This window comes from Paraburkholderia sp. GAS448 (genome assembly GCF_050435685.1).
Lineage (GTDB): Bacteria > Pseudomonadota > Gammaproteobacteria > Burkholderiales > Burkholderiaceae > Paraburkholderia.
The window spans coordinates 32507-55619 of sequence record NZ_JBNDKT010000034.1 but is presented as its reverse complement, the minus strand read 5'-3'; the positions used below and the strand labels follow the sequence as shown (position 1 = coordinate 55619).

Here is a 23113-nt window from a genome sequence, read left to right as displayed (position 1 = left end):
TGCCCAGACAGGCATGCAGCGACGTCAAGTCTTCAGCCGGTATCCGGTCTTGAATATCCACGCCACGATCGCGAGAAACACCGCAAGAAACATCGCCGTCATGGCGAGACTGACTTCGACGCTCACATCCGCCAAGCCATAAAAACTCCAGCGAAAACCGCTCACCAGATAGACGATCGGATTGAATAGCGTGACGACCTTCCAGACCGGCGGCAGCATGTTGACGGAATAGAAGCTGCCGCCCAGAAACGTCAGCGGCGTGATGATGAGGAGCGGCACGAGCTGCAGCTTCTCGAAACTGTTGGCCCAGATGCCGATGATGAATCCCAGCAGACTGAACGTGATCGCCGTCAGCACGAGGAACAGGATCATCCAGAACGGATGAAGCACCTGAAGCGGCACGAAGAGGCCCGCCGTGGCCAGGATGATGAGACCGAGCGCGATCGATTTGGTCGCCGCGGCGCCGACATAGCTCACCACGATCTCCAGGTAGGAAACGGGCGCTGACAACAGCTCGTAGATCGTGCCGGTGAACCGCGGAAAGTAGATACCGAATGACGCGTTGGAAATGCTTTGCGACAACAGCGACAGCATGATCAGGCCAGGCACGATGAAAGCGCCATAGCTGATGCCGTCGACTTCCTTGATGCGCGAGCCGATCGCCGCACCGAACACGACGAAATAGAGCGATGTCGAGATGACGGGCGCGATGATGCTTTGCATCAGCGTGCGCCACGTGCGGGCCATCTCGAAGCGGTAGATGGCGCGGATGGCGTGAATGTTCATTGATCCTTCCTCACCAGACTGACAAAGATGTCTTCAAGAGAACTCTGTGTCGTCTGAAGATCCTTGAAACGGATGCCTGAATCGTTCAGGTCTTTCAGGAGCGCGATGATGCTGCTGCGTTCGCCTTGCGTATCGTACGTATAGGTCAGCTCGGTGCCGTCGGGCGACGGCTCCAGCTTCCACGGCAGCAGTTGAGACGGAATGGTTTCGAGCGCGCGCTCCAGTTGCAGCGTCAGCTGCTTCTTGCCGAGCTTGCGCATCAACTCGTGCTTCTCTTCGACCAGCATGATTTCGCCGCCGTTGATCACGCCGATCCGGTCCGCCATCTCTTCGGCTTCGTCGATATAGTGGGTGGTCAGGATGATCGTCACGCCGCTGGACTTGAGCGAGCGCACCAGATTCCACATGTCGCGCCTCAACTCGACATCGACGCCCGCGGTCGGTTCGTCGAGAAACAGCACCTGTGGTTCATGCGACAACGCCTTCGCGATCAGGACGCGGCGCTTCATGCCGCCCGAAAGCGTGATGATCTTGTTGTTGCGCTTGTCCCACAACGACAGGTCCCTGAGCACCTTTTCGATGTGCGCGGGGTTCGCCCGTCTGCCGAACAGCCCCCGGCTGAATGACACCGTGGCCCACACGGTTTCGAAGGCATCGGTGGTCAGTTCCTGCGGCACGAGACCGATCAAGGTCCGCGCGGCGCGGTAGTCAGCGACGATGTCGTGGCCGTCCACGACCACCTTGCCTGCAGACGCCTTGACGATCCCGCAGATGATGCTGATGAGCGTGGTCTTGCCGGCGCCGTTCGGCCCTAGCAACGCGAAGATTTCTCCTCGCCGGATGCTCAGGTTGATGTGCTTCAGCGCGTGAAAACCCGTGGCGTAGGTTTTCGAAAGGTCAGATACCGAGATGATTGGCTGCATGAACGAGACGATAGCAGGAGCAGTTGGATAGCTGGATGTGTCGAAAGCGATCATGCGGGTCCGGGTCCGGCGCCACGCAAGGCGCATCCCTCTGCCATGCGCGGCGCTTTTCCCGCGGACCGCTTACTGGGCCTGCAGCTTTTTGGGCTTCGGTGGCGACTCCACCTTGCTGTACTGGAACTCCGGCGTTGCCTTGAGCGCGTCCTTCGTCGCGCCGGCCAGATAGAAATTGCCCTCGCGGATATCCAGCGCGCCGATCGGAACGGCGACGTCATGCGACGCCACGCCAAGGAAACCGCCGGTCGACACGATCGCCGCCGACAGCGAGCCATCGGGCGAGATGACAAGATCGCGGATCGAGCCGATTTTCTGGTTGTTATCGTTGTAGACGGCCTTGCCCAGAATGCTTTTCTTCGCGCTCCAGCCGTTCAGCAACGCGGTGGACTGCTCGACGGTCACGCTGAGCGGTTGCGCCCCCGCGACCTGCGCATGCACGCCACTGTTGCATGCCAGTACTGCAGTCAGCACAATTGCCTTGTTCAAAGTCATGTGGTCACTCCGTGGTTGGGCCTGCGTGTGGACATCCCTTGAAGGCGACCTCGGGATCATACCCACTATGCCGTCACCCTGCTCGCAGCGTGATCAGGCGCCGCTGGCAAGCCGCTCGATCATCGCGATGCCGGCAGCCGGGTTAAGCGCCTTGAATCCGCTGATCACATACAGATAAACGTCGCGTGCTTCCTCTTTGGCCGGTGGCTTGCGGACTGTTTCGAGTCCCTTCGGCGTGCCGCCCGCTGCCCAGACACGTGCCCGTTCAGTCCACAGATCGAGCGCTTCGTCGGCATAGCCCTGAGGATGCGATTCGGTCGTGCCCATGATGCGCGCATAGACGAACGGCGCGGTGGGGTCCGCGATCTGCGGGTACTTCGAATCCCCCGCGACCACGATCGCGACACCATACTCGCGTGCGAGCGCAACGAATGCCTCGTCGCGAAAGCTGTCGTGCCGTACCTCGACGGCGTGGCGTATTCTCCGTCCGTCGATACGTTGGGGCAGCAGTTTCAGAAAGCCTTCGAAGTCTTCAGGGTCGAATTGTTTGGTCGGGGCAAATTGCCAGTTGACTGGTCCCAGCTTGTTCTTCAGTTCCAGCACGCCACTGGCGAAAAACCGCTCGATGGTTTCGCCGGCCCCGGCAAGCACGCGCCGGTTGGTCGCAAAACGCGGCGCCTTGAGGGAGAAGACGAAGTCGTCCGGCGTCTCGTCATGCCATTTTGCGAACGTCGTGGGTTTCTGCGAGCCGTAGAACGTGCCGTTGACTTCGATCGTCGTCAGCTTGCGGCTGGCGTATTCGAGTTCGTGCTTCTGCACGAGCCCTTCCGGATAGAACACGCCGCGCCACGGCTCGAACGTCCAGCCGCCGATGCCGACGCGGATCTGCGCCGCTTTGCCTGCTGTCTTTCGGGTTGCCATGAAAAACGCCTCTCCATGAACACGGGAAGCGTCCAGTGTAGCGAATCGCTGCCGCGCCCGTCTTATGCTGCTCGCAAGGCTTGTCCCCGTGCACCGGTCTCGCCCTCCAGGGTGGCTCGAGGCCGGCCGAGCAACGCCCACTTCAAAAAAAGAGCTGGGAACAAGTCCCAGCTCTAACACACACGCGACGACGGTCAGGGCTTGCGGCTCATCAACGGCATCCTGGTCCGCAAAAGCAGAACCCCGCCAAAGTGGGGTTCTGCACTAGCCTGTCGCTCGATGACATCATTTCCGTACGATCACGACCTCCAGATATTCACTCGGCAATACCAGTGTCCCGTCGCCCGAACGATTGCGGCTATGCATAAGTGCCATCAGGTCATCCGTGAAGGCGCTCTGCTTCTGCGAATCGAGTGCAGCGAACGCCTTGTTCATCGGACCATACCAGGTGCGGAACACTTCGATCCAGTGCGCCGGCGACCGGTAGCGAAAAACAAACTCACGGTTCGTCACGCGAATCTCGCCCGCGGTTTCGCCGAAGAGCTCTTCAAGCCGGGTTGTCGTACCCCACAGTGCAGGCGATCTCACCCCTGCCGCGGGCGGAATGTATTTGCCGATCGTCCTGAACACCTGTCCGATGAAACTGTCCGGCGTCCAGTTCGCGAGGCCGATCTTGCCGCCGGGCTTGCAGACACGCGCAAGCTCGCTCGCCGCCTTGTCCTGGTCTGGTGTGAACATCACGCCAAAGGTGGACATCACCGCGTCGAACGATGCGTCGGGGAACGGCAGGTTCTCGGCGTCGGCTTCCTGGAACTGGATCGCGTGGCCTTCGGCCTGTGCACGCGCCCGTCCCGACTCGAGCAGCGACGCCACATAATCGGTTGAGGTCACGTCGCACCAGCGGCGCGCCGCCGCGAGCGTGGCATTGCCATTGCCGGCCGCGACATCGAGCACCCGTGCGCCGGAATGCAGGTCGAGCGCCTCGCACAGGTTCTCGCCGACGATCTGTAGCGTCGTGCCCACGACAGCGTAGTTGCCCGCGGACCATGCGGCTTGCTGGCGGGTTTTGACTGCGGCGAGATCGGTTGCTGGCGATGAAGCGGAAATAGTGGAACTGATTGCGGACATAGCTGTACTCCGGATAGCCAGGGATCAAACCTGGCGTTGATATATGAATGCTTCAGGGAGTGAATGGGTCATTCCGGCAGTGCGACGCCCGAACCACCCATTTCCGCAGGCATGTCCTGCATCTTTGGCAGCCCGTCCCTCATTCGCAGCATCCTTTCCTGATAATTGACATGGACGCCGGCTTCGAACGGGAACTCTGGAATCACTGCCGCGTACACGTCGGTGACTCCCATGCCGGGATGCTCGGTGAAGACATGTCCTCCACACGTCTTGCACCATTTACGAAAGCTGTGCGGCGTTTTGTTGTAAGTGCCGATATTGTCCGCACCCTGGGTGATGCACACGGCTTCGGGTCGCCACAACGTGAAAGCGTTGACGGGCCCCGCGGACCAGCGACGACACGACTCACAATGGCAGTACCCCATTCCGGCCGGCTCACCGCTGACCGTGAACTGCACTGCACCGCAAAAACAGCTACCTGCATAAGCCTTTCCATTACTCACAATGCGTCTCCAAAGTTAGTTCGAACTCGTGCTGCTGACGACGTAGCGTTTGGGGCGCCTGCCTGCATGCGTGCGCCCTCGGGTGGTTTGTGGTTTGTAGTTGCTGCTTTGGGTGGATGCTAGTATCTTGCAATCAGCTTTCTGGATAAACGATCAGGCGTCCGGATTTATTGCGCGAGACGCCAAAAATTTTGATGGACGCTGTTCATGGATGCCGTTTCGGACGTCCTGCGCGCGGTGCGCCTCGACGGTGCGGTTTTTCTCAACGCGGAGTTCAGTGCGCCCTGGTGCCTGTCTGGCCGGACGGATGCGGCGCTCTGCGCGGCGTATCTACCGCGCTCCGAACGTCTCGTTTCCTATCATCTGATCACCGAAGGAAGTTGCTGGGCCGCCATCGCCGGCGACCCCGGCACGGCCGTTCACGTCAACGCCGGCGAACTGCTGGTCGTGCCGCAAGGTGAAACGCACCTGATGGGCAGCGGCCTGGATGTGCCCCCCGTGCCGTCGGCACGACTCCTCGCGAGCCAATTGGAGACGGCACCCGGCGAGGTGATGCGGCTCGCCTATGGCGGCGGCGGAGCACGCACACGCATCGTGTGCGGCTTTCTGGCCTGCGACGACACGCTGAGTAATCCGTTGCTCTCGTCGCTGCCGCGAATCTTCAAGATCGATATGCGCAACGATCCTCACTCGGCATGGCTCGAGTCGTCGCTCGAGTTCGCTGCCGCGGAGGCAGCCGAATTGCGCGCCGGTGGCTCGATCGTTCTGTCCAGACTGTCGGAGTTGCTGTTTGTCGAAGCGGTGCGCCGTTGCATCGATACGCTACCCGCGGACAGAAAGGGATGGCTCGCGGGGGTGCGCGACCGCTTCGTCGGGCGTGCGCTGTCGATGCTCCATGCCCAGCCGGCCCACGCCTGGACCGTCGATGAACTTGCACGCAAGGTGGGGTTATCGCGTTCGGCGCTGGCGCAACGCTTCACCGACCTGTTGGGACAGCCGCCCATGCAGTACCTCACACGTTGGCGCCTGCAGATCGCGGCGCAGGAGCTTCTGAGCGGCGGCACGTCGCTCGCGATCCTGGCGGAACATGTCGGCTACGATTCGGAAGCCGCATTCAACCGGGCTTTCAAGCGGGAATTCGGCATGCCGCCGGCTGGCTGGCGCAAGTGCCACAACCAGGCGGACGGCGCGGGCGCATCGGAGAACCCGTCAGGGCCCCTAGGCGAACCAGCGGCAGACGAGGGCTCGTCAACTCATATACCGCCAGATACTTTTACCGGACAACAACGGGTCAGGAAATCAGCAGCAGAATCAGGGTCGTGAAGGTCAGCGCAAACAGGGACCCGGCAAGCGCAAAGAAATACATGGGTTTCATCGAATGCAACGAAATGTAACGTGACCAGCCAATAGTAGTGGTTTACTGCTGGACCGAAAGTCAACCATTGCAAACCCCGTCAAGACGTTTCCCCGCGGGTACTATCGTTTTGCCGCCTGATGAATCGCCGCCCGGATGCGTGGGTACGTGCCGCAACGGCAAACGATGCCGGAAAGAGCCAGATCGATGTCGGCATCGGTGGGATGCGGCTTCTGCTTCAGTAGCGCGCTGGCCGCCATCAGTTGCGCGCTCTGGCAATATCCGCATTGCACGACGTCCAGATCGAGCCAGGCCGCCTTGACTGCCTGAGCCTCGGCGCCGCGCAGGCCTTCGATCGTCGTGACCTTCTGCTCGCCGACTGTCGAGACCGGCGTTTGACACGAGAGCGCCGCATGGCCGTCCAGATGCACGGTGCAGGCGCCGCAGATTCCCACGCCGCAGCCGAACTTTGTTCCGGTCATCCTGAGTTCGCACCGGAGCACCCACAGGAGCGGCATATCGGCATCCGTCTCGACACTGACGATCCTGCCGTTGACGTTCAGAGATGTCATCGCGCTTCTCCCGTATTCATGCGACTTTCAGCGGCAACGTGCGCAGACGCTGGCCCGTCAGCGCAAACAGCGCATTGGCCACGGCTGGCGCGATCGGCGGCGTACCCGGTTCGCCGACGCCTTGCGGGTGCGCCTCGCTCGGCATGATCTCGGTTTCGATGACCGGACACTCGCACATGCGCACAACCGGGAACTCGAGGAAATTCTGCTGCTGCACCTGCCCGTTGACGATCGTGATCTCTTCCTGCAGCGCGGCCGACAGGCCGAAGACAATCGCGCTCTCCATCTGCTGACGAATCAGGTTCGGGTTCACCGGCAGACCGCAATCGATCACACACACCACCCGGTGCACACGAACGGTCTTGTTGGGCGCCAGCGAAACCTCCGCCACCTGCACGACGACGCTGCCGAACGCCTCGTGCAGCGCGACGCCGCGTGCGCATCGCGCGCCATCGGCGGCTCGCGCGAGCGGCTTGCCCCAACCGGACAGCGTCGCCGCGCGCTGCAACACCGCCTGATGACGCGGATGCTCTGTCAGGAGGCCGAGGCGAAAGGCCACCGGGTCCTGGCCCGCCGCGACCGCGAGCTCGTCCATGAAGCTCTCGGTGAAAAACGCCTGATGCGAATGACCGACCGAGCGCCAGAAGCCCACGGGCACCGGCAGGTCGACGATCTTGTGGCCGACGCGCACATTCGGCCATTCGTATGGCTGGTCGAACGCGCCTTCGGACGTGGTCTTGTCGATCGGAATGCGCGGTATGCCGTAATTGCGCGCGAGTGACTCCGGCACGATCGCCTGGCTGGCCGACGTGTTGTGCCACGCGATCAGCTTCCCCGAAGCGTCGAGACCTGCCTTGAAGCGCGAGCGGCAGGCCGGGCGATAGAAGTCGTGCGTCATGTCCTGCGCGCGCGACCAGATCGTTTGCACCGGCTTGCCTCCCGCTTCACGCGCGATCGCCGCGGCCTGCGAGACGAAGTCCATCTCCAGCCGCCGTCCGAACGCGCCACCGAGCAGTTGCGACTTCACGCAGACCTTGTCGGCATCGATGCCCAGCACTTTCGCAACGTGCGTGCGAGCGAGCGCCGGCATCTGCGTCGACACCCACACGGTGGCCTCGCCGTCCCTGAACTGCACCGTGCAGTTGACCGGCTCGACCGGGCCGTGCGCAAGGTATGGCGCGCGATATTCCGCGGTGACGGTCTGCGCGGCCTTTCTCAGCGCGGCATCGACGTCGCCAAGTTTGTAGTACGTGTGACCCTCGCTGCTGTCGAGCGCCTGCCCGAGGCGGCGGTCGACATCGGCGCTCGACAGGGTCGCAGCCGCACCGTTGTTCCACTCGACTTCGACGGCGGTAACCGCATTCATCGCGCGAAAGGGGTTGTCGGCAATCACCGCGACGCCGCCGGTACCGCCGTTGTACGGCGCAACCGCGAACACCTTGACAATGCCAGGCTGCGCCGCGAGCGCGGCGCCGTCGAAATGCCGCACGGAGCCGCCAAGTGTCGGACACATCACCACGCTGGCGTATAACAGGTCGAGGGGCTGTACATCGATGCCGAAGCGCGCGGCCCCATTGATTTTCGACCCGGCTTCGATGCGCCGCAGGGGCTTGCCGATGAGCCTAAACTCAGACGGTTCCTTCAACACCACCCTGACGGGCAGCGGTTGCTGCGCAGCCAGCGCGGCCAGTTCGCCGAAGCGGGCTGCATGGCCGGACGCATGCAGCACCCTGCCCGCCTCCACGCGGCATTCGGAAGCCGGCACCTTCCACAGGTCGGCGGCAGCGCCGACCAGCATCACACGGGCCGACGCACCGGCTTCGCGCATGGGCATCCAGAGATCGTTGACGCTCGACGAACCGCCCGTCATCATCGTGCCGCCTTCGCGGGCAAGCTTGCGCGCCAGCCAGTCCGAGAGACGGCTGAGTGCGCTGTCGTCGTCCGGGCGAAACGGCAGGTCGTCGACGACGCCCTGCAGGTTGTTGTAGATCTTGTCGATGGGCGAGTTTTCGACCTTCACCTGCGACCAGTCGGCGTCGAGCTCGTCGGCCAGCACCATCGCGAGGCCGGTGTGGATGCCCTGCCCCATCTCCGCCTTGCACATCATGACGGTGACGCTGTTGTCCGCGGCGATCTTGACCCAGCCGTTGAGCGCCACCTGGGCACCCTCTGCCGGCAACGGCGCTGAAGCCGTCAGACGCTGGCGCGGCGGCAGCGCCGACCAGCCAATCAGCAGTGCGCCCACTGCGCCGGCACCACCGATCAGGAAGGTTCTGCGCTTCATCATGACGTGGCTCACCAAGAGTTCACGATAGAGAACCGGTACAGATATTCATGGGTGTCCATGTCGTATGGACACCCATAAAACGTGCAAGCTGGCGATAGAATGAAATGCGGCTGCCACCTCCCTGTGGGGCCGCGGCCCGCGCGGCTACCTGTATCTCCCAAGATTTGTCTCGCTATCGTACGCCCGGACCCCGCTCCGGAAGCTCCATGACAAACCCTGACTTCGCGGCTCGCAGGCCCGCGCGATCCGATCCTAGCTTCGTTGTGAAGACTGACGCCGATATCGGCTCGCCCGCACTTCAGCAACGTCGAATCCGGCCGTTGTTACATCCACGGAAATAATGGCGACGCGCTGGTTGAACCTGCAAAAAGTGCCGATCTTCAGCGATCTGGAAACTGCTCACTGGTTATCTGGAACACGCTAGAAGCGATTCGGTCCGGAAGATTGACGACCGGTCGCGCCGCCGGCATCAGCGTGCCTTGGCGCGGCGCACAACGATGCACCCACAGCATGTCGATTGACAGCGCGGCCTTCACGGCGCGCAACGCGTATTCCACTGACGGATCGCGCGGTTCTCGTGATCGAAGCCAAGAATACTGATCGACGCCGTGTCGAGAAAGAGATGCGCGCCGAGCGCGGCTGAATCGCCAATCCAGCAGCCGCCGAATACGCGAAGAAAATGCGCGTGCGAGAACAGCGCGATGCGCCCGCCTGATGCAAGCAGACGCTGAATCAGCGATCGCGCCCGCGCCTGAATCTGCTCGAGGCTTTCGCCCTCGGGAATCGGCGAATTCCACACGGACCAGCCTGGCACGCTGTTGCTGATCTCTTTGGTTGTGCGCCCTTCATAGATGCCGTAGTTCCATTCGCTCAGGTCCGGCTCCACTTCGGCCTGCTCGCCAAGCCCCGCCTGATGGCAGGTTTCCAGCGCGCGCGACATCGGACTCGTCAGCACGCGATCGAAGCGCTGCCCCACGAGATGCGATGCCAGCGCGTGCGCCTGTTCGCGTCCGCGCGGGGTCAACGGGATATCGGTGCGCCCCGTATGCTGGCCTGAGAGGCTCCATTCGGTTTCGCCGTGACGGATCAGCCAGATCTCGGGGCGGGCGACGGCTTGAGCGGCAGCGGTTGCGTTCATCGGCTAATCTCGAAGCTGAAGACAAAGGGGATGATCCGGACGATCACATCAAGGGCACGGGTTTCACAAGCCTGTCGATTTTACGGCTACAACCGGCTGCGCCCGTATAATCCGGCATGACTTTCATCCCTTCGCAGGCCGTTTGCCTGCCGGCCGCATTCTGCGGCCCAAGCCCCCGTTTCCCGATTGCGCTTACCGTTAAAGGGACTCAGCCTGTCCAGCGCCGCCCCCAGCGGCTGTCGGCTCGCACCTCACGATCCGCCCCTTTCTGCGCCGCATGTCCCGCGGTCTCCCGGGCGGCCGCATGAAAGTACCCAAACGACTCATCCCGCTTGTCGAAGAAGGTCTCATCGACGAAGTGATCGGCCAGTTGATGAGCGGCAAGGAAGCCACGGTCTACGTCGTGCGCAGCGGCGACTCGACGCGTTGCGCGAAGGTCTACAAGGACGCGAAGCAACGCAGCTTCCGGCAGGCGACTTCGTATCTGGAAGGCCGCAAGGTCAAGAACAGCCGACAGGCGCGCGCGATGGAGAAAGGCACGCGCTACGGCCGCCAGATGCAGGAAGAACTGTGGCAGAACGCTGAGGTGGATGCGCTGTTCCGGCTCGACAATGCGGGCGTGCGCGTGCCGCAGCCCTACATCTGCACCGACGGCGTGCTGCTGATGGAACTGGTTGTCGATGCAACAGGCGACGTCGCGCCGCGCCTGAACGACGTGGACCTGACCGAAGCACGTGCCCTGGAACTGCATGCGCTGCTGCTCAACCAGGTGGTCCGCATGCTGTGCGCCGGTGTGATTCACGGCGACCTGTCCGAGTACAACATCCTGCTCGCGGCGGACGGGCCAGTGATCATCGATCTGCCGCAGGCCGTCGACGCGGCCGGCAACAACGAAGCGGCGGCGATGCTTGAACGCGACGTCGACAACCTGGCCGCCTACTTTGGCCGGTTTGCGCCGCAACTTCTCACCGCGAGTTACGGCAAGGAAATCTGGACGCTCTTCGAAGCGGGCGCATTGCACGTCGATGTCGAACTGACCGGCCGTGTCGAGGAAGACACCCAACCCGTCGATCTCGATGCCGTGCTGCAGGAACTCGAAGAGACGCGTCTCGACGAAGATGCGCGGGTGCGCAGACAGCAGGAACTCAGCGCCGGTTGACCGGCGCATAGTGCAGTTAGGTTGGAACGAGGGAACGATCGGCGGGGCCAAGCCTGCGGCAGTGATCCATCAGGCCCGTTCGTCGGCCCTCTGCCGGGTGAAGTAATCGTCGATGATTGCGCGTACGTCACTTCGCAGGCGTGCATCAGCTCGCGTCAGCACGTCGAGCAATAGCCGTTTCTCACGCATGTAGATTGCAGCGAACTGCGGATCGCGAGCCTCTACCGTGCGCAGGTTCGATATGAGATCAGCCGCCTTGATCGTCTGCGCCGCTGCCGATGCGTGCGCTGTATGCGCACGGTCCAGTGCCTTGCGTGTGGCCCGGTCGCCATCATCAGGTGCCGATATCGCGGTCAGCTCGCCGACGAGTTGCCCGACGCGTGCACCGAACTCCGTCTCAATCAATGTCAGCGGAACGGCGGTATCCTCGACCGTATCGTGCAGCCAGGCAGCGGCAACCATTTCCGCTGTCACATCCTGAACCCGCAGTACCAGCGCCGCCACTTCGGCCAGATGCACCGCATAAGGCTCGCCCGTGTATTTGCGCCGCTGATTTATGGCAGCGTGCGCACCAAGCGCAAACGCTCGCGCGCGGCCTACCAGGGCGAGATCCTGGTCTTTGCAGTTTTCCTTCATCGTCATCCCCAGTCAAACCGCCATGTTCCGCATGTCTTGCCACATGGACAAACCTCAACATCATGATGCATCGACACGGCTTTTCCTGAGCAGCGACGGCCACTTATGGAAGCGTGGGCGAAACACGTGTGCAGCAGCCAGGCCGATCGTGCCGTGAGCCGACTGGTAGGGAACGCCGATTGTCGCGAAGCCAACAGGCTAGCAACTTCGCCCGCACGCTGCATATTCAGTGGCAACCCCGCCACCAGGCACCTTCAGACCCAACGCTAAAGCGGGCGGATGCCGTACCAGATTAAGGCCGGTACTTCACGCGCAATCGAATAGACGTCACGCACCTCCCAGAAAGCAGGATACGCACCGCTAACCTCACGCACGCCGAAGCGCTTAAGCGCGAACATCGCCCTCGGAAGATGAAAATACTGCGTCACTACCAACGCACTCGACAACCCCCGATTCCGCATGAAGGCGCTTGCGTTACGCGCAGTAGACCAAGTGTCGTTTCCCGCACGATCAACCATGATGTTGTCTGACGGAACGCCACGACGCACAAGATAGGTGTGCATCGCCTGCGCTTCGTCGGTACCGGACGCATCAATGCCACCGCTCACAAAAACGAGTTTGCATTGCCGTTGCTCATAGCACTGGAAAGCTCTGTCAAGCCTTGCCGCCAACCGTGGCGACGGACTACCATCGACATATACTGTGTTTCCCAGCACGATGACGACGTCTGCCGGGCGCGGCAGCGAAAACAGACCCACCGAAGCCAGCACTACCCCCGAAAACAAGCATAAACAAGCAATGATCTTTAAAAGGCGCAAATGAAAATCCTCATCGGCATCTGTTCTGTTATCGTTCTCGCGTGGCTTTTCGTTACTACCAGCGTACCGCGTGCCCCAGTCGTCCAGCCGTGTACGCAAGAGTGGTTTTCATATCTGGACAGCCACTACTTCGATATTTCAGATGGGGAAGGGCACGGGCCGGACTTGGGCAATAGTGAATGGTTCAACGCATTTGAGGAAAAAGCCAAGCTGCCCGTGACGAATCGTCTTCCAGGACAGCAACGCTGCCAGCTAATTCAAGGCCAGCTTGAGCGCCGCACCTACGTCATTAACGAACAGCTTGGCTGGACAATCTCACTTTGAAGGTGCCCTAAGCACAAATTTCGCGCGCATTTCCTCGACCACCTGCATGCCATACTCACCCGGACATGCCCGCCCCTCATTACCAGGCGCTAGAAGCTGATATTCGCGATGCCCGCCTAACGCCGTGATGTTGAAAAACTCTTTCAATGTTGCTATCAAGGCCGACAGGGCATCAATCTGCGCCTTTGTCGGCATTGCATGATCAAAGGCCACTGCATCTCTCGCGATATCCATCGACCCTTTGAACTTCTGCCAAAGCGATTTCCGGCTGTACTCCTGCTGCCAGGCTTCGCCGGCTTCGGCCAGATTCTCAAGCAGGACGATGCCAAGCTTACCCGTGTTGTCGCCTTTCACGTGGGAACCGGTGAAACGAATGTCACGGGCTTCGATCACCTCACCAGGGCATGAAACGGCATAGTGATAACCAACGTCATCAAACGATCGCTCGCCCATGTCATAGGATTGAACCTTCTTCATTTGTTCGTTCGCGCCGTGTTCGTCCACTGCACACGAATAACTGTGCCCTGCATGGTGAATCACAATATCGCGATAGTCCCAGTGTGATGGCGTTAATGTGTTCTTGGGTGGCATTGCGCCCCATGACGATCTTTCTCGTAATGTGTAGCCCTTTTGCTTCAACTGCGTGATAACGGCCTGTCGTGTTGCCGACCGATCGTCAACCTTGATCGAGACTGCATCGTCTTTGCTGCTGCCAACCATCGTACAAGCCGAAGTCCAATGCTCAATGTTGTAATCTGTTGCCACGACTAATTTCCTTGACGGGGTTTCAGGACGCGCTTCGGCGACGAAAAGATGACATGGATGTTGAATGGTTGCTCGCCGTTGGTCTCGATCTTCGCGTAGCCCTGTCCATCCGTCTTTCCGGACTGTCTTACGCCTTCAATATCGGCAACAAACTCCCGATTGGCCATCGACTCGCCAGTAACCTGGTCCCACACCAAGCACCAGCGAGTATGCTTCGCCTCATCAACGGCCTGCGATGGGGATACTGCGGCGGCAAGGCTGCTCGCGCTCGCCGCATTGCTCGCGCCCGTCGAACCCCGGTCGGTGTTGAGAAAGATTCCCGGATTGCTGCCGACGACAACCCGGTTCTTTCCGCACGGGCAAAGTACGGAATCGCCATCGACAACCACCGCCCGTCCCTTGTCCGACATTCCTTTTCCGGTTCCGAATATCCTGTATGTACCCTTGCAGTTACCACAGGTGGCGTGATCGTCAGTCAGGGCAACCTTCTTCCTCTGATCGTTAATCCTGGTCGAAGTGCCAATGACATACCCGCCCGTTGTTGTAGGATCGCCGTCGCGGACCGCTGCTCTACGCATGAATGCTTCCTCGATCCGTGGTGGCGCTCAGCGGCAGCATGTATGCTGGATCGAACAGGCCGGGAATCTGTTCGCCATCGCGAACCGTGATGCACCATTCATCCTGCAATGTTTCTGTGATCGTATCGCCGTTGCTCAGACGGGAGCCGACCAGGGTAAACGGCGCGTCATCCCACACGGCGGCAGAACCTGCGCCGTCAGCGATGGCAGCCTCGCTGCCGACCTCGTAGGTGACGATATCGCCGACACGGGCCAGCGCCATCCCCTGATACTCTGCCGTGGTCGTTACCCGGGTGACGCGCCCGCCGCGCTCAGTGTGCGAACCGATGGTGACAAAATGGTACGTCGTTTCGCTGTTCTGCTGTTCCGACATGCTTAAGTCTCCTACGTAAATAAACGCCGCGCCCGACAGGGTGGCCTCGCTAGAGTAACCGCAATTCCTCAGATGTTTTGTCAAAAATCGTCAGGCGTTGACAGGCTTCAATCAGTCGCGCGGATGGTCCGACCATGCCCAAACAAAAAGGCCGCCCCGTGCGTAAGCGGAACGGCCTTTTCTGTTACGTGCAACCTGCACAGTCAGGCCGCCACAGCCTCCACACACGCCGTCAGCAGCACCGGAATCGACTTTGACGTAGGCGTGCCGGCCCCATCCGCTACCGACGACAGCGGCACGAGCGGATTCGTCTCCGGGTAGTACGCGCCGAGGCATCCGCGCGGAATGTCGTACTCGACGAGCAGAAAGCCATCGGCACGACGTTCGATTCCGTCATCCCACACGCTCGTGATGTCCACGCGCTGGCCCGCCGCAAAGCCGAGCATCGCGATGTCTTCCCTGTTCGCGAACAGCACGCGGCGCTGGCCGTACACGCCGCGATAGCGGTCGTCCAGACCGTAGATCGTCGTGTTGTACTGGTCGTGGGAGCGCGTGGTCATCAGCGTCATCAGGCGCTGGCCGTGCCGGGCGCGGGCGCGGTGGATCGGCGTATCGACCGCGATGGCGTGCACGAGGAACTGTGCCTTGCCGCTCGGCGTCTTCCAGATCCGCTCCCGGGACGCGACGCCCAGATGGAAACCGCCCGGATGCTTCAGGCGCTCGTTGTAGTCGTCAAAGCCGTCGATCACCTTTGCGATGCCGTCGCGGATCAGCGCGTAATCGTTCGCGTGCGCGAGCCAGTCGACCTTGTCGCTGCCGAGCGTCGCATGCGCCATGCGCGCCACAATCGCGATTTCCGACAGCAGATTCGGCGAGGCCGGCCGGTTCATGCCGTAGGAAATGTGCACCATGCTCATCGAGTCCTCGACGCTCACGCCCTGCGCGACCCCATTCTGCAGATCGATTTCGGTGCGGCCGAGGGTCGGCAGGATCAGCGCATCGCGACCGTGTACGAGATGGCTGCGGTTCAGCTTGGTCGTGATATGGACGGTCAGGTCGCACGAACGCATCGCTTCCCACGTGCGCGGCGTATCCGGCGTTGCGATCGAGAAATTACCGCCGAGTCCGATGAACACCTTCACCCGCCCATCGAGCATCGCCTGAATCGTGTTGACGACATCGAGGCCATGTTCGCGTGGCGGTTCGAAGCGATAGACCTCGCCAAGCCGGTCGAGGAACTGTTGCGTGGGCTGTTCCTCGATGCCGACCGTGCGGTCGCCCTGCACGTTCGAGTGTCCGCGCACCGGGCACAGCCCCGCGCCGCGCCGGCCGATATTGCCGCGCATCATCATCAGGTTCGACAGGATCTGCACGGTCGGCACGGAGTTCTTGTGCTGCGTGAGACGCATGCCCCACGTCGCGATCACCGCGCGGCCCCGCGCGTAGATGTCGGCGAGCTTGAGCACCTCTTCGAACGGCACGCCCGCTTCCGCGACGATCGTGTCCCAGCTTTCGGCGCGCAGATCGTCGGCGAACGCATCGAAGCCGACCGTGTGCGCGGCGATAAAGTCCACGTCGAGCACGCGTTCCAGCCCGGACACGACAGCTTCGTCGTCGAGTTCGATCACGCGTTTGGCGACGCCCTTGATCAGCGCAAAGTCGCCGCCAACCTTCGGCCGGATGAAAACGGAACTGATCTTCGTGCTGCCCATCGTGAGCATTTCAACCGGGTGCTGCGGGCTGGCAAAGCGTTCGAGCCCGCGCTCCTTCAGCGGATTGATCGACACGATGGTCGCGCCACGCTTCGCGCACTCGCGCAGTTCGCCGAGCATGCGGGGATGGTTGGTGGCCGGGTTCTGCCCGAACAGAAGCAGCGTATCGGCGTGTTCGAAGTCGTCGAGCGTCACGGTGCCCTTGCCGACGCCGACCGTATGCGGCAGGCCACGGCTCGTCGCCTCGTGACACATGTTCGAGCAGTCGGGGAAGTTGTTGGTGCCGTACATGCGCACGAACAGCTGGTACAGGAACGCGGCTTCGTTGCTCGCCCGGCCGGACGTGTAGAAGGCCGCGCGGTCCGGATCGTCGAGTCCCTTGAGATGCCCGGCGATCAGGTCGAACGCCCCGTCCCAGCCGATCGGCACGTAGCGGTCGCGGAGCGCATCGTAGACCAGCGGGTCCGTCAGCCGGCCGTGCTGTTCGAGTTCGAAGTCGGACTGCCCCATCAGTTCCGAAACTGTGTGCTCCTCGAAGAAGGCGGGCGTCACGCGTTTGCCGGTCGCCTCGGCGGCCACGGCCTTGACGCCGTTTTCGCAGAACTCGAACGTCGACGCGTGCTCGCGATCCGGCCAGGCACAACCGGGGCAATCGAAGCCGTCCGGCTGGTTCTGGGAGAGTAGCGTCCGGTAGTTGCCGCCCGCGACCTTTTCCTTGATGAGATTGATGGCAACGTACTTCAGCGCCCCCCAGCCTGCCGCCGGATGCGTGTACGGTTCGATACGGGCTTCTGGTTTCTTCATGACTTTGGGGCTGGCAACAGCCTGATAAGCAGACGGAAAGGTGGATGAACGCAAGCGTACTGTGTTCCAAAAATGGCGCGGCACACAGAAAACATGAAACTGAAGGGATACAGTTACAGGCAATCTGACATAGACTTGCGTCATTCCACCCGCAACCAGAACCCGTGAAGCTTTACGAAAAACTTGCCGACGAGATCGAGGCAGCCGTGCGGCGCGGCGTGTTCGCGGCGGGAGAGCGGATACCATCGGTGCGCAAGGCCTGCCAGCAGCACGGCGTCAGCATCAAGACGGTGCTGCATGCGTACGCATTGCTGGAAAGCCGGGGTGTCGTCGAGAGCCGACCACAGTCGGGCTACTTCGTTCGCGAACCAGGACCTGCGCGCACCGCGCGCAGTCCGGCTTCCGCGCCGCCCGCGGTCGCCTCGGAAGTCGATGTCAGCCGCCTCGTGCTGTCGACGCTGCGCAGCATCCGCACGAACGATGCGATGCCGCTCGGCTCGCCCTATCCCGACCCGTCGCTCTTTCCGTGGCGCCGCATCAACCAGTACGCGAACGCAATCGCCCGGCGTCATGCAAGCTGGAACCTGATGGACGACCTGCCGCCCGGCAATCCCGAACTGATCCGCCAGATCGCGCGGCGCTACGCCGAAAACGGCGTACCGGTCGATCCCGACGAAATCATCATCACAGTGGGTGCAACCGAGGCGATCAACCTGAGTCTGCAGGCCGTCGCGAAGCCGGGCGACACCGTGGCCGTCGAATCGCCGACCTACTACGCGATGCTTCACGCGATCGAGCGGCTCGGCATGCGTGCCATCGAAGTCCCCACCCATCCCGTCGATGGCATCGATCTCGACGCACTCGCACAGATTCTCGCCAGCCAGAAGATCGCGGCATGCATGGTCATGCCGAACTTCCAGAATCCGCTGGGTTTCCAGATGCCGGACGAACGGAAGCAGCGACTCGTCGAACTGCTCGGCGCGCAAGACATTCCGGTGATCGAGAACGATGTCTATCAGGAGCTTTACTTCGGCGAATCGCGGCCCTCGACATTGAAAAACTTCGACACCCAAGGGCTCGTGCTGCATTGCGCGTCGTTTTCGAAAAGCCTGACGGCTTCGTACCGGATCGGCTGGGCAATGCCCGGACGATATCGGGCGCAGGTCGAGAAGCTCAAGTTTCTCAATACGCTGACGACGCCTTCCGTGCCGCAGGTCGCGGTCGCGGACTATCTCCGCCAGGACGGTTACGATCGCCATTTACGGCATGTGCGCAGGGTGTACCGGCAACAGGCGCGCATCATGACCGCGATGGTTCAGCGCTTCTTTCCCGCCGGGACGCGCACGTCCGCGCCGCAAGGCGGCTATGTGCTGTGGGTCGAACTGCCAGAGCGCGTCGATTCGATGCGGCTCTATCAGGCTGCGCTTGCCCGCGGCATCACGATCGGTCCTGGCTACATGTTTTCGACACGCAACGTGTTTCGCCATTTCATCCGGCTGAACTACAGTTATCCGTGGACGGCGCAGACGGAAGACGCGCTGAAAACGCTGGGCGAACTCGTCGCACAAATGGCCTGAAACGGCCCGCAAGGAGACGCAGATGAACGATGATATCGATCCTGTGCTGATCGATGTACTCACGCAACTGTGGCGCGCGGAGCATGAGACGCCGGGGCGCGCGTGGTCGCTCGCGAAGCTCTCGAAGCAGGCCGATGTGCCGATGAGCGGCTTGCGACGTCACTTGACGGCGCTCGTCGATGGCGGATTCGTCGAGACGACATTCAGCGAGGACGGCACCGGCACCGCGCGCCTGAGCGATGCCGGACGTGCGTTGTGCGCCGACGTTTTTTCCGGCTTGCCGCCCGCCGCCGGCTGACCTTTGCGGCGTGCAGAACAGCAATGTCCGTGGTCGCGGGTCCCGCCACCAGACTGGCCATGTGTGCCGGTCGCAGGTTCCCGGGTACACTCGTGCAAACACCATCAACCACCGTTTTCCCTGGGCACGGGGGAAATCCCGCACACGGAGATGACCATGCGAACCAGCGCCCGCAACCACTTTGTCGGTCAGGTAACCGCCGTCAAGCCAGGCGTCGTCAATGATGAAATCACGCTGCGCACGCAGGAGGGCCTCACCATCGTCGCTATCATCACGCACGGCAGCGTCGCATCGCTTGGTCTGGCCGCCGGCACGCCAGCGTTTGCGCTGGTGAAGGCATCGTCGGTGATCGTGATGGTCGATGTCGACAGCAGCAAGGTGTCGGCGCGCAACTGCATTGCTGGCAACGTTGCTTCGGTGACCAAAGGCGCCGTCAACTCGGAAGTCGTCATCACGGCGCAAGGTGGCACGCAGGTCGCAGCCATCATCACCAACGAAAGCGCAGACCGCCTTGGGCTTGCCAGCGGCAAACCCGCCGTCGCGATCTTCAAGGCGTCGAGCGTGATCGTCGGCATCGATCAATAAGGCCCTGATGCGCCGGCCGCCATCGCTGGCGGACGTACCGTTTCATTTCGGTGCGAAAGTAGACGCGTGACGGGTGTGGCCGCGCCAGATCCAGAATATGCCGCGCGATATGATGGATATCGATCGATTCGATACACCACAGCGCGCGATCGCATCGTAATATACCTGCGGATATAGCGATGAGCCAACCGGCTTTCGCAAGACGCAGGAGAAAAGGCAATGGAGAGCGCAGGCACTGCGGCAGTACCCGACGAACAGGCTATCGAAGGCGTGATCGCGCTGACGGGCGCCGTATTGCGCCCGATGTCGATTTCCATCGACGATCTCAGGCAGCATGGGAGCACGCTCGCCGATCCTTTCGATCTGCGCTGCTTCACGACGAACCGCTTTATTCGCACAGTCGACCGGTATCGGGGCGTGTTGCTGAAAGACCTGATCGGTCTGGCGGGACTGCGTTGCGACTCGCCAGGCGACTTCAAACGGATGGTCTTCGTGGCGATCGCACACGACGGCTACGCGGTAACATTTTCATGGCACGAAGTGTTCAATACGCCAGTGGGCGAACGGGTGCTCGTCGCGCATGAATGCGGCGGCCGGCCACTGAGTGTCGACGAAGGTGCGCCCGTGCTGTTCTCCGGCGCAGACATCCTGCCGGCGCCGCGTCACGTCAAGCGGCTTGCGAAGATCGTGGCGCGGATCATCGAACCGTGAACGGGCAAGCCTCGTAGACGTCGCGCCGCACGCGAGCGTTGCTGCGCGCACAGGAATGCCATCCGCAGTACCATGACGCGACTACCCTCGACGTCGACACCATGCACGACGACAACGCCTCGAACCGTGACTCCCCGGTCCGCTCCGCGACGACACACCCCACGCCAGACGAAGCCTGCGATGTCATGCGCGCCTGTGCGCAGCGCAGCGATGAACTGGTCGCCTGCGCCACTGACGCCGCAACGCCCGATGCAGTACTGTTCGCCCGACTGGTTGCAGCGCGCGAGATGCGTGGCGAGTTGCCGTTGCTGGGGCTGTCGCGTGCGCAACTGACGGATCTGTTCGAAAGACACTTCGCACACTGCGAGCTGCCGGAAGCGTCCCGTGACATGAGCCCGATACCGCTGAACGATGCGGCCCATGCCGACTTTGTGGCAGCGTTGCGCGCCCTGTTGCTGCAGCACGCCAACAAGTCCGTCGTCGTCGACGACGCCCAGTGCCTCGCATCGATCATCGCTCATGCGTGCCTGAGACCGGATCACCTGTGGCGCGACCTCGGGTTGAGCGGCCGTGAAGAGGTATCGGCGATGCTCGAGCGTTATTTCCCGACCCTTGTCGCGCGCAACGTCGCCAACCTGCGCTGGAAAAAATTCCTCGCCCAGCAGCTCGCGTTTTCATTGGGCGAGGAGCCCGGTCCCGCTCCAGGCTGTCCCGGTTGCGAGGACTTCGCCATCTGCTTTCCGCCCGGGCGTTAGCACGGCCGGCACCGCTCCAGCCGCGCCTGCCCGGCAGCCCGTCGTGCAGGGCTTCGTGTATGCTTTTGCGCATGGCTAAATCCCTGACTCCCAGAGATCCTCTCAAGAAAACCGGGCCGCAGGTGCAATTCCGGATGCGCATCCGCAAAGGCGACACCGTCGCGCTCGGCCCCGGCAAAGTCGCGTTGCTCGAAGCCGTGCGGGAGCACGGGTCGATTTCAGCCGCGGCCCGCAGTATGGAGATGTCCTACCGCCGTGCGTGGTTGCTCATCGACGAACTGAACCGCTCGCTCAAGTCTCCCGCGACCGTTTCCGAACAGGGCGGCCAGAGTGGAGGCGGGTGCGTTCTGACGCCCGTCGGCGAAGACATCATCCGTCTCTATCGCGACGTCGAAGTGCAAGCCCATGAGGCCTGCGCAAAACAGATCGCGGCGCTGAAGAGACTGATGGCGCTTTGAACGCGTCAGGACCGGCCGCTGCCTAGCCGTGCCGCAGACAGAACGCAGAAACCCGCTTCTGGCATGACGACAGATCCGCATCCCCAGCCTGCTCGCGCGCCATCAACGCCAGAAAGCTTGCGACACTCGCGGTTCTAACCGGGTAGTAAGCCACCTGATGACGGTCGCACAGGCGCTTAAGCGTATTCATCGAGTCGTGGTCGATGCAGTCGACCGGAAACACCACCATGTCCGCGCCGGGAACCAGTGCGGACAGGATGCCCTTGCGGTCTTCCACCCCGCCGTCGTGCACGGCCAGCCGTCCTCCGGCCGATTCCACGAGTTGCCGCAGCGCGGCATTGGAGCCAGGACGGCCGCCAACATACACGATACGCTTGCCCTCAAGCTGCCTGAGTGGCGACTGGTTTGCTGACGCATCCTCAATGGACTGCAGCACGGCCTCTTCCATCGCACTGGCTTCGTCCCTCAGTATCGTGAGGGACGCCAACGCATCGTCGAGGCGCTCCCGCAAGGCCTGTGAACGATCCTGCTCTTCCCTCAGCCGGCGCTCCGCGGCCTCGCAACGGCTGGCATGCAGCGCCACGCGTTCGTCCCGTTCCTCAAGCGCATGGCGAAGCCGGGAAACCTGTTCGTCCGCGTCGCTATTCGGGGCGGGCGACTGCCGGCTGGCCACCGCGCTCAGTTGCTCTTCCAGTTCGCGGATGGTGGCGTCCCGCTGCGTGACGATCTCGTGCAGGCGGCCTTGCTGGCGCTCGACCTTGTTCCGAAGTGCCGCATTGTCCCCTTCGAGGGCAACCAGGCGGCGGATATCGGCCCGGTTCGATGCCCCCACCAGATGCGACAGCATGTGGACGTCGCCAAACGCGAGTTGACGCATTTCCAGCGTCGTCGACGGGTGCGTCATGACGGCCCAGTATGCTGGTGGGACGTCGCCCGCCTTGAGCGCTTCGGCCCACAGACCGCGCAGACCGTCGACATCCTTTACCGCACTGAAACGTTTGATCGCCACCGCGTAGCGGCTGTCGAGCGCCTTGTGCACCGCCTTGGCGCCCTCACCGCCCTCGACTGCGAGTTCGACGGCGGCATGGTGAATCTGCAGGTCGGTCGCCCGGTCGCGGTCAAGATCCTTGAAACGCGGCACCAGCTTGCGCAATTCGGATGTGCTCAGACAGGTGCCGATCACCGAACAGTGAATGTGCATGTCGAGTTCCGCCAGCCGCGTCCGGCGCGGCGCGGCCGGTTGCTTCGTCGCGGCCGGTTCGCAGCAGTGCTCATGTAGCGGATGAAGGTGCCGCAAATCCGGCTGTCCGGAGGGCGACCTGGCGAGACGGAAAGGAGGAGCGTCCATCAGGAACCTCGTTCGGATTGAGTTTCGACGGGAGCGTGACGTGCAGTGTCC

General features: G+C 61.9%; 25 protein-coding genes. 9 read left to right on the top strand and 16 right to left on the bottom strand.

Annotated features, from left to right (window positions below; all coding sequences use genetic code 11):
* Window positions 1-24: 24 nt before the first annotated feature.
* From P3T23_RS37565 to P3T23_RS37540, 6 genes are all read right to left on the bottom strand, one after another.
* Window positions 25-786, bottom strand: coding sequence for an ABC transporter permease (locus P3T23_RS37565; protein ID WP_429321116.1), 762 nt, complete (start codon window positions 784-786; stop codon window positions 25-27).
* On the bottom strand, window positions 783-1709 hold the full coding sequence (locus P3T23_RS37560; protein WP_429321142.1) for an ABC transporter ATP-binding protein: 927 nt from the start codon (window positions 1707-1709) through the stop codon (window positions 783-785). The genes P3T23_RS37565 and P3T23_RS37560 overlap by 4 nt, the downstream gene beginning before the upstream one ends.
* Window positions 1710-1832: 123 nt before the next feature.
* Window positions 1833-2258, bottom strand: a complete 426-nt coding sequence (locus P3T23_RS37555; RefSeq protein WP_429321115.1) for a PRC-barrel domain-containing protein — start codon at window positions 2256-2258, stop codon at window positions 1833-1835.
* A 93-nt stretch (window positions 2259-2351) separates the two neighbouring features.
* Window positions 2352-3179 (bottom strand): DUF72 domain-containing protein, encoded by an 828-nt coding sequence (locus tag P3T23_RS37550; protein WP_429321114.1) that lies wholly within the window; start codon window positions 3177-3179, stop codon window positions 2352-2354.
* 285 nt (window positions 3180-3464) lie between these two features.
* Window positions 3465-4307, bottom strand: a complete 843-nt coding sequence (locus tag P3T23_RS37545; protein ID WP_429321113.1) for a class I SAM-dependent methyltransferase — start codon at window positions 4305-4307, stop codon at window positions 3465-3467.
* A gap of 68 nt (window positions 4308-4375) precedes the next feature.
* Window positions 4376-4732, bottom strand: a complete 357-nt coding sequence (locus P3T23_RS37540; protein WP_429321141.1) for a GFA family protein — start codon at window positions 4730-4732, stop codon at window positions 4376-4378.
* 285 nt (window positions 4733-5017) lie between these two features.
* Between P3T23_RS37540 and P3T23_RS37535 the strand changes: the two genes are divergently transcribed.
* Entirely contained in the window at window positions 5018-6133 is a 1116-nt protein-coding gene (locus tag P3T23_RS37535; RefSeq protein WP_429321112.1) for an AraC family transcriptional regulator, read from the top strand.
* 153 nt (window positions 6134-6286) lie between these two features.
* Here P3T23_RS37535 and P3T23_RS37530 read toward each other — a convergent pair whose 3' ends face one another.
* From P3T23_RS37530 to P3T23_RS37520, 3 genes are all read right to left on the bottom strand, one after another.
* On the bottom strand, window positions 6287-6736 hold the full coding sequence (locus tag P3T23_RS37530; RefSeq protein ID WP_133664575.1) for a (2Fe-2S)-binding protein: 450 nt from the start codon (window positions 6734-6736) through the stop codon (window positions 6287-6289).
* Window positions 6737-6752: 16 nt separating this feature from the next.
* Window positions 6753-9023, bottom strand: coding sequence for a molybdopterin cofactor-binding domain-containing protein (locus P3T23_RS37525; RefSeq protein ID WP_429321111.1), 2271 nt, complete (start codon window positions 9021-9023; stop codon window positions 6753-6755).
* A gap of 532 nt (window positions 9024-9555) precedes the next feature.
* Window positions 9556-10161 (bottom strand): histidine phosphatase family protein, encoded by a 606-nt coding sequence (locus tag P3T23_RS37520; RefSeq protein WP_429321110.1) that lies wholly within the window; start codon window positions 10159-10161, stop codon window positions 9556-9558.
* A gap of 304 nt (window positions 10162-10465) precedes the next feature.
* Between P3T23_RS37520 and P3T23_RS37515 the strand changes: the two genes are divergently transcribed.
* Window positions 10466-11320: a PA4780 family RIO1-like protein kinase gene (locus P3T23_RS37515; protein ID WP_429321109.1), complete on the top strand. Its 855-nt coding sequence runs from the start codon at window positions 10466-10468 to the stop codon at window positions 11318-11320.
* 69 nt (window positions 11321-11389) lie between these two features.
* On the opposite strand, the gene P3T23_RS37510 is transcribed toward P3T23_RS37515, so the two are convergent.
* Both P3T23_RS37510 and P3T23_RS37505 read right to left on the bottom strand, forming a co-directional pair.
* Window positions 11390-11956, bottom strand: a complete 567-nt coding sequence (locus tag P3T23_RS37510) for an HD domain-containing protein (protein WP_429321108.1) — start codon at window positions 11954-11956, stop codon at window positions 11390-11392.
* A 266-nt stretch (window positions 11957-12222) separates the two neighbouring features.
* Window positions 12223-12774 carry a YdcF family protein gene (locus P3T23_RS37505; protein WP_429321107.1) on the bottom strand — a complete coding sequence of 184 codons (552 nt, stop codon included), beginning with the start codon at window positions 12772-12774 and terminating at the stop codon, window positions 12223-12225.
* Between P3T23_RS37505 and P3T23_RS37500 the strand changes: the two genes are divergently transcribed.
* On the top strand, window positions 12775-13098 hold the full coding sequence (locus tag P3T23_RS37500) for a hypothetical protein (RefSeq protein ID WP_429321106.1): 324 nt from the start codon (window positions 12775-12777) through the stop codon (window positions 13096-13098).
* Here the strand turns inward: P3T23_RS37500 and P3T23_RS37495 are convergent.
* From P3T23_RS37495 to P3T23_RS37480, 4 genes are all read right to left on the bottom strand, one after another.
* Window positions 13090-13863 carry an N-acetylmuramoyl-L-alanine amidase gene (locus tag P3T23_RS37495; RefSeq protein ID WP_429321105.1) on the bottom strand — a complete coding sequence of 258 codons (774 nt, stop codon included), beginning with the start codon at window positions 13861-13863 and terminating at the stop codon, window positions 13090-13092. The two genes, P3T23_RS37500 and P3T23_RS37495, sit on opposite strands and share 9 nt — an antisense overlap.
* Window positions 13864-13865: 2 nt before the next feature.
* The gene (locus tag P3T23_RS37490; RefSeq protein WP_429321104.1) at window positions 13866-14441 is read right to left on the bottom strand and encodes a PAAR domain-containing protein; all 576 of its coding nucleotides are present in this window, start codon (window positions 14439-14441) and stop codon (window positions 13866-13868) included.
* Window positions 14434-14814, bottom strand: coding sequence for a PAAR domain-containing protein (locus tag P3T23_RS37485; protein WP_429321103.1), 381 nt, complete (start codon window positions 14812-14814; stop codon window positions 14434-14436). The genes P3T23_RS37490 and P3T23_RS37485 overlap by 8 nt, the downstream gene beginning before the upstream one ends.
* Before the next feature lie 203 nt (window positions 14815-15017).
* Window positions 15018-17330, bottom strand: coding sequence for an FdhF/YdeP family oxidoreductase (locus P3T23_RS37480; protein WP_429321102.1), 2313 nt, complete (start codon window positions 17328-17330; stop codon window positions 15018-15020).
* A gap of 164 nt (window positions 17331-17494) precedes the next feature.
* Here P3T23_RS37480 and P3T23_RS37475 point away from each other — a divergent pair, with 164 nt between their 5' ends.
* From P3T23_RS37475 to P3T23_RS37450, 6 genes are all read left to right on the top strand, one after another.
* Entirely contained in the window at window positions 17495-18907 is a 1413-nt protein-coding gene (locus tag P3T23_RS37475; protein WP_429321101.1) for a PLP-dependent aminotransferase family protein, read from the top strand.
* 22 nt (window positions 18908-18929) lie between these two features.
* Entirely contained in the window at window positions 18930-19205 is a 276-nt protein-coding gene (locus tag P3T23_RS37470) for a winged helix-turn-helix domain-containing protein (protein ID WP_429321100.1), read from the top strand.
* Window positions 19206-19361: 156 nt separating this feature from the next.
* Entirely contained in the window at window positions 19362-19790 is a 429-nt protein-coding gene (locus P3T23_RS37465; RefSeq protein ID WP_429321099.1) for a TOBE domain-containing protein, read from the top strand.
* 219 nt (window positions 19791-20009) lie between these two features.
* Window positions 20010-20501 (top strand): molybdopterin-dependent oxidoreductase, encoded by a 492-nt coding sequence (locus P3T23_RS37460; RefSeq protein WP_429321098.1) that lies wholly within the window; start codon window positions 20010-20012, stop codon window positions 20499-20501.
* Between the two features lie 185 nt (window positions 20502-20686).
* The gene (locus P3T23_RS37455; RefSeq protein ID WP_429321140.1) at window positions 20687-21256 is read left to right on the top strand and encodes a nitrogen fixation protein NifQ; all 570 of its coding nucleotides are present in this window, start codon (window positions 20687-20689) and stop codon (window positions 21254-21256) included.
* Between the two features lie 59 nt (window positions 21257-21315).
* Window positions 21316-21714 (top strand): winged helix-turn-helix domain-containing protein, encoded by a 399-nt coding sequence (locus P3T23_RS37450; RefSeq protein WP_429321097.1) that lies wholly within the window; start codon window positions 21316-21318, stop codon window positions 21712-21714.
* A gap of 22 nt (window positions 21715-21736) precedes the next feature.
* Here the strand turns inward: P3T23_RS37450 and P3T23_RS37445 are convergent, their stop codons facing one another.
* A complete protein-coding gene (locus P3T23_RS37445; protein WP_429321096.1) occupies window positions 21737-23062 on the bottom strand; it encodes a DUF2325 domain-containing protein in 1326 nt (441 codons plus the stop codon).
* Between the last annotated feature and the right edge of the window lie 51 nt (window positions 23063-23113).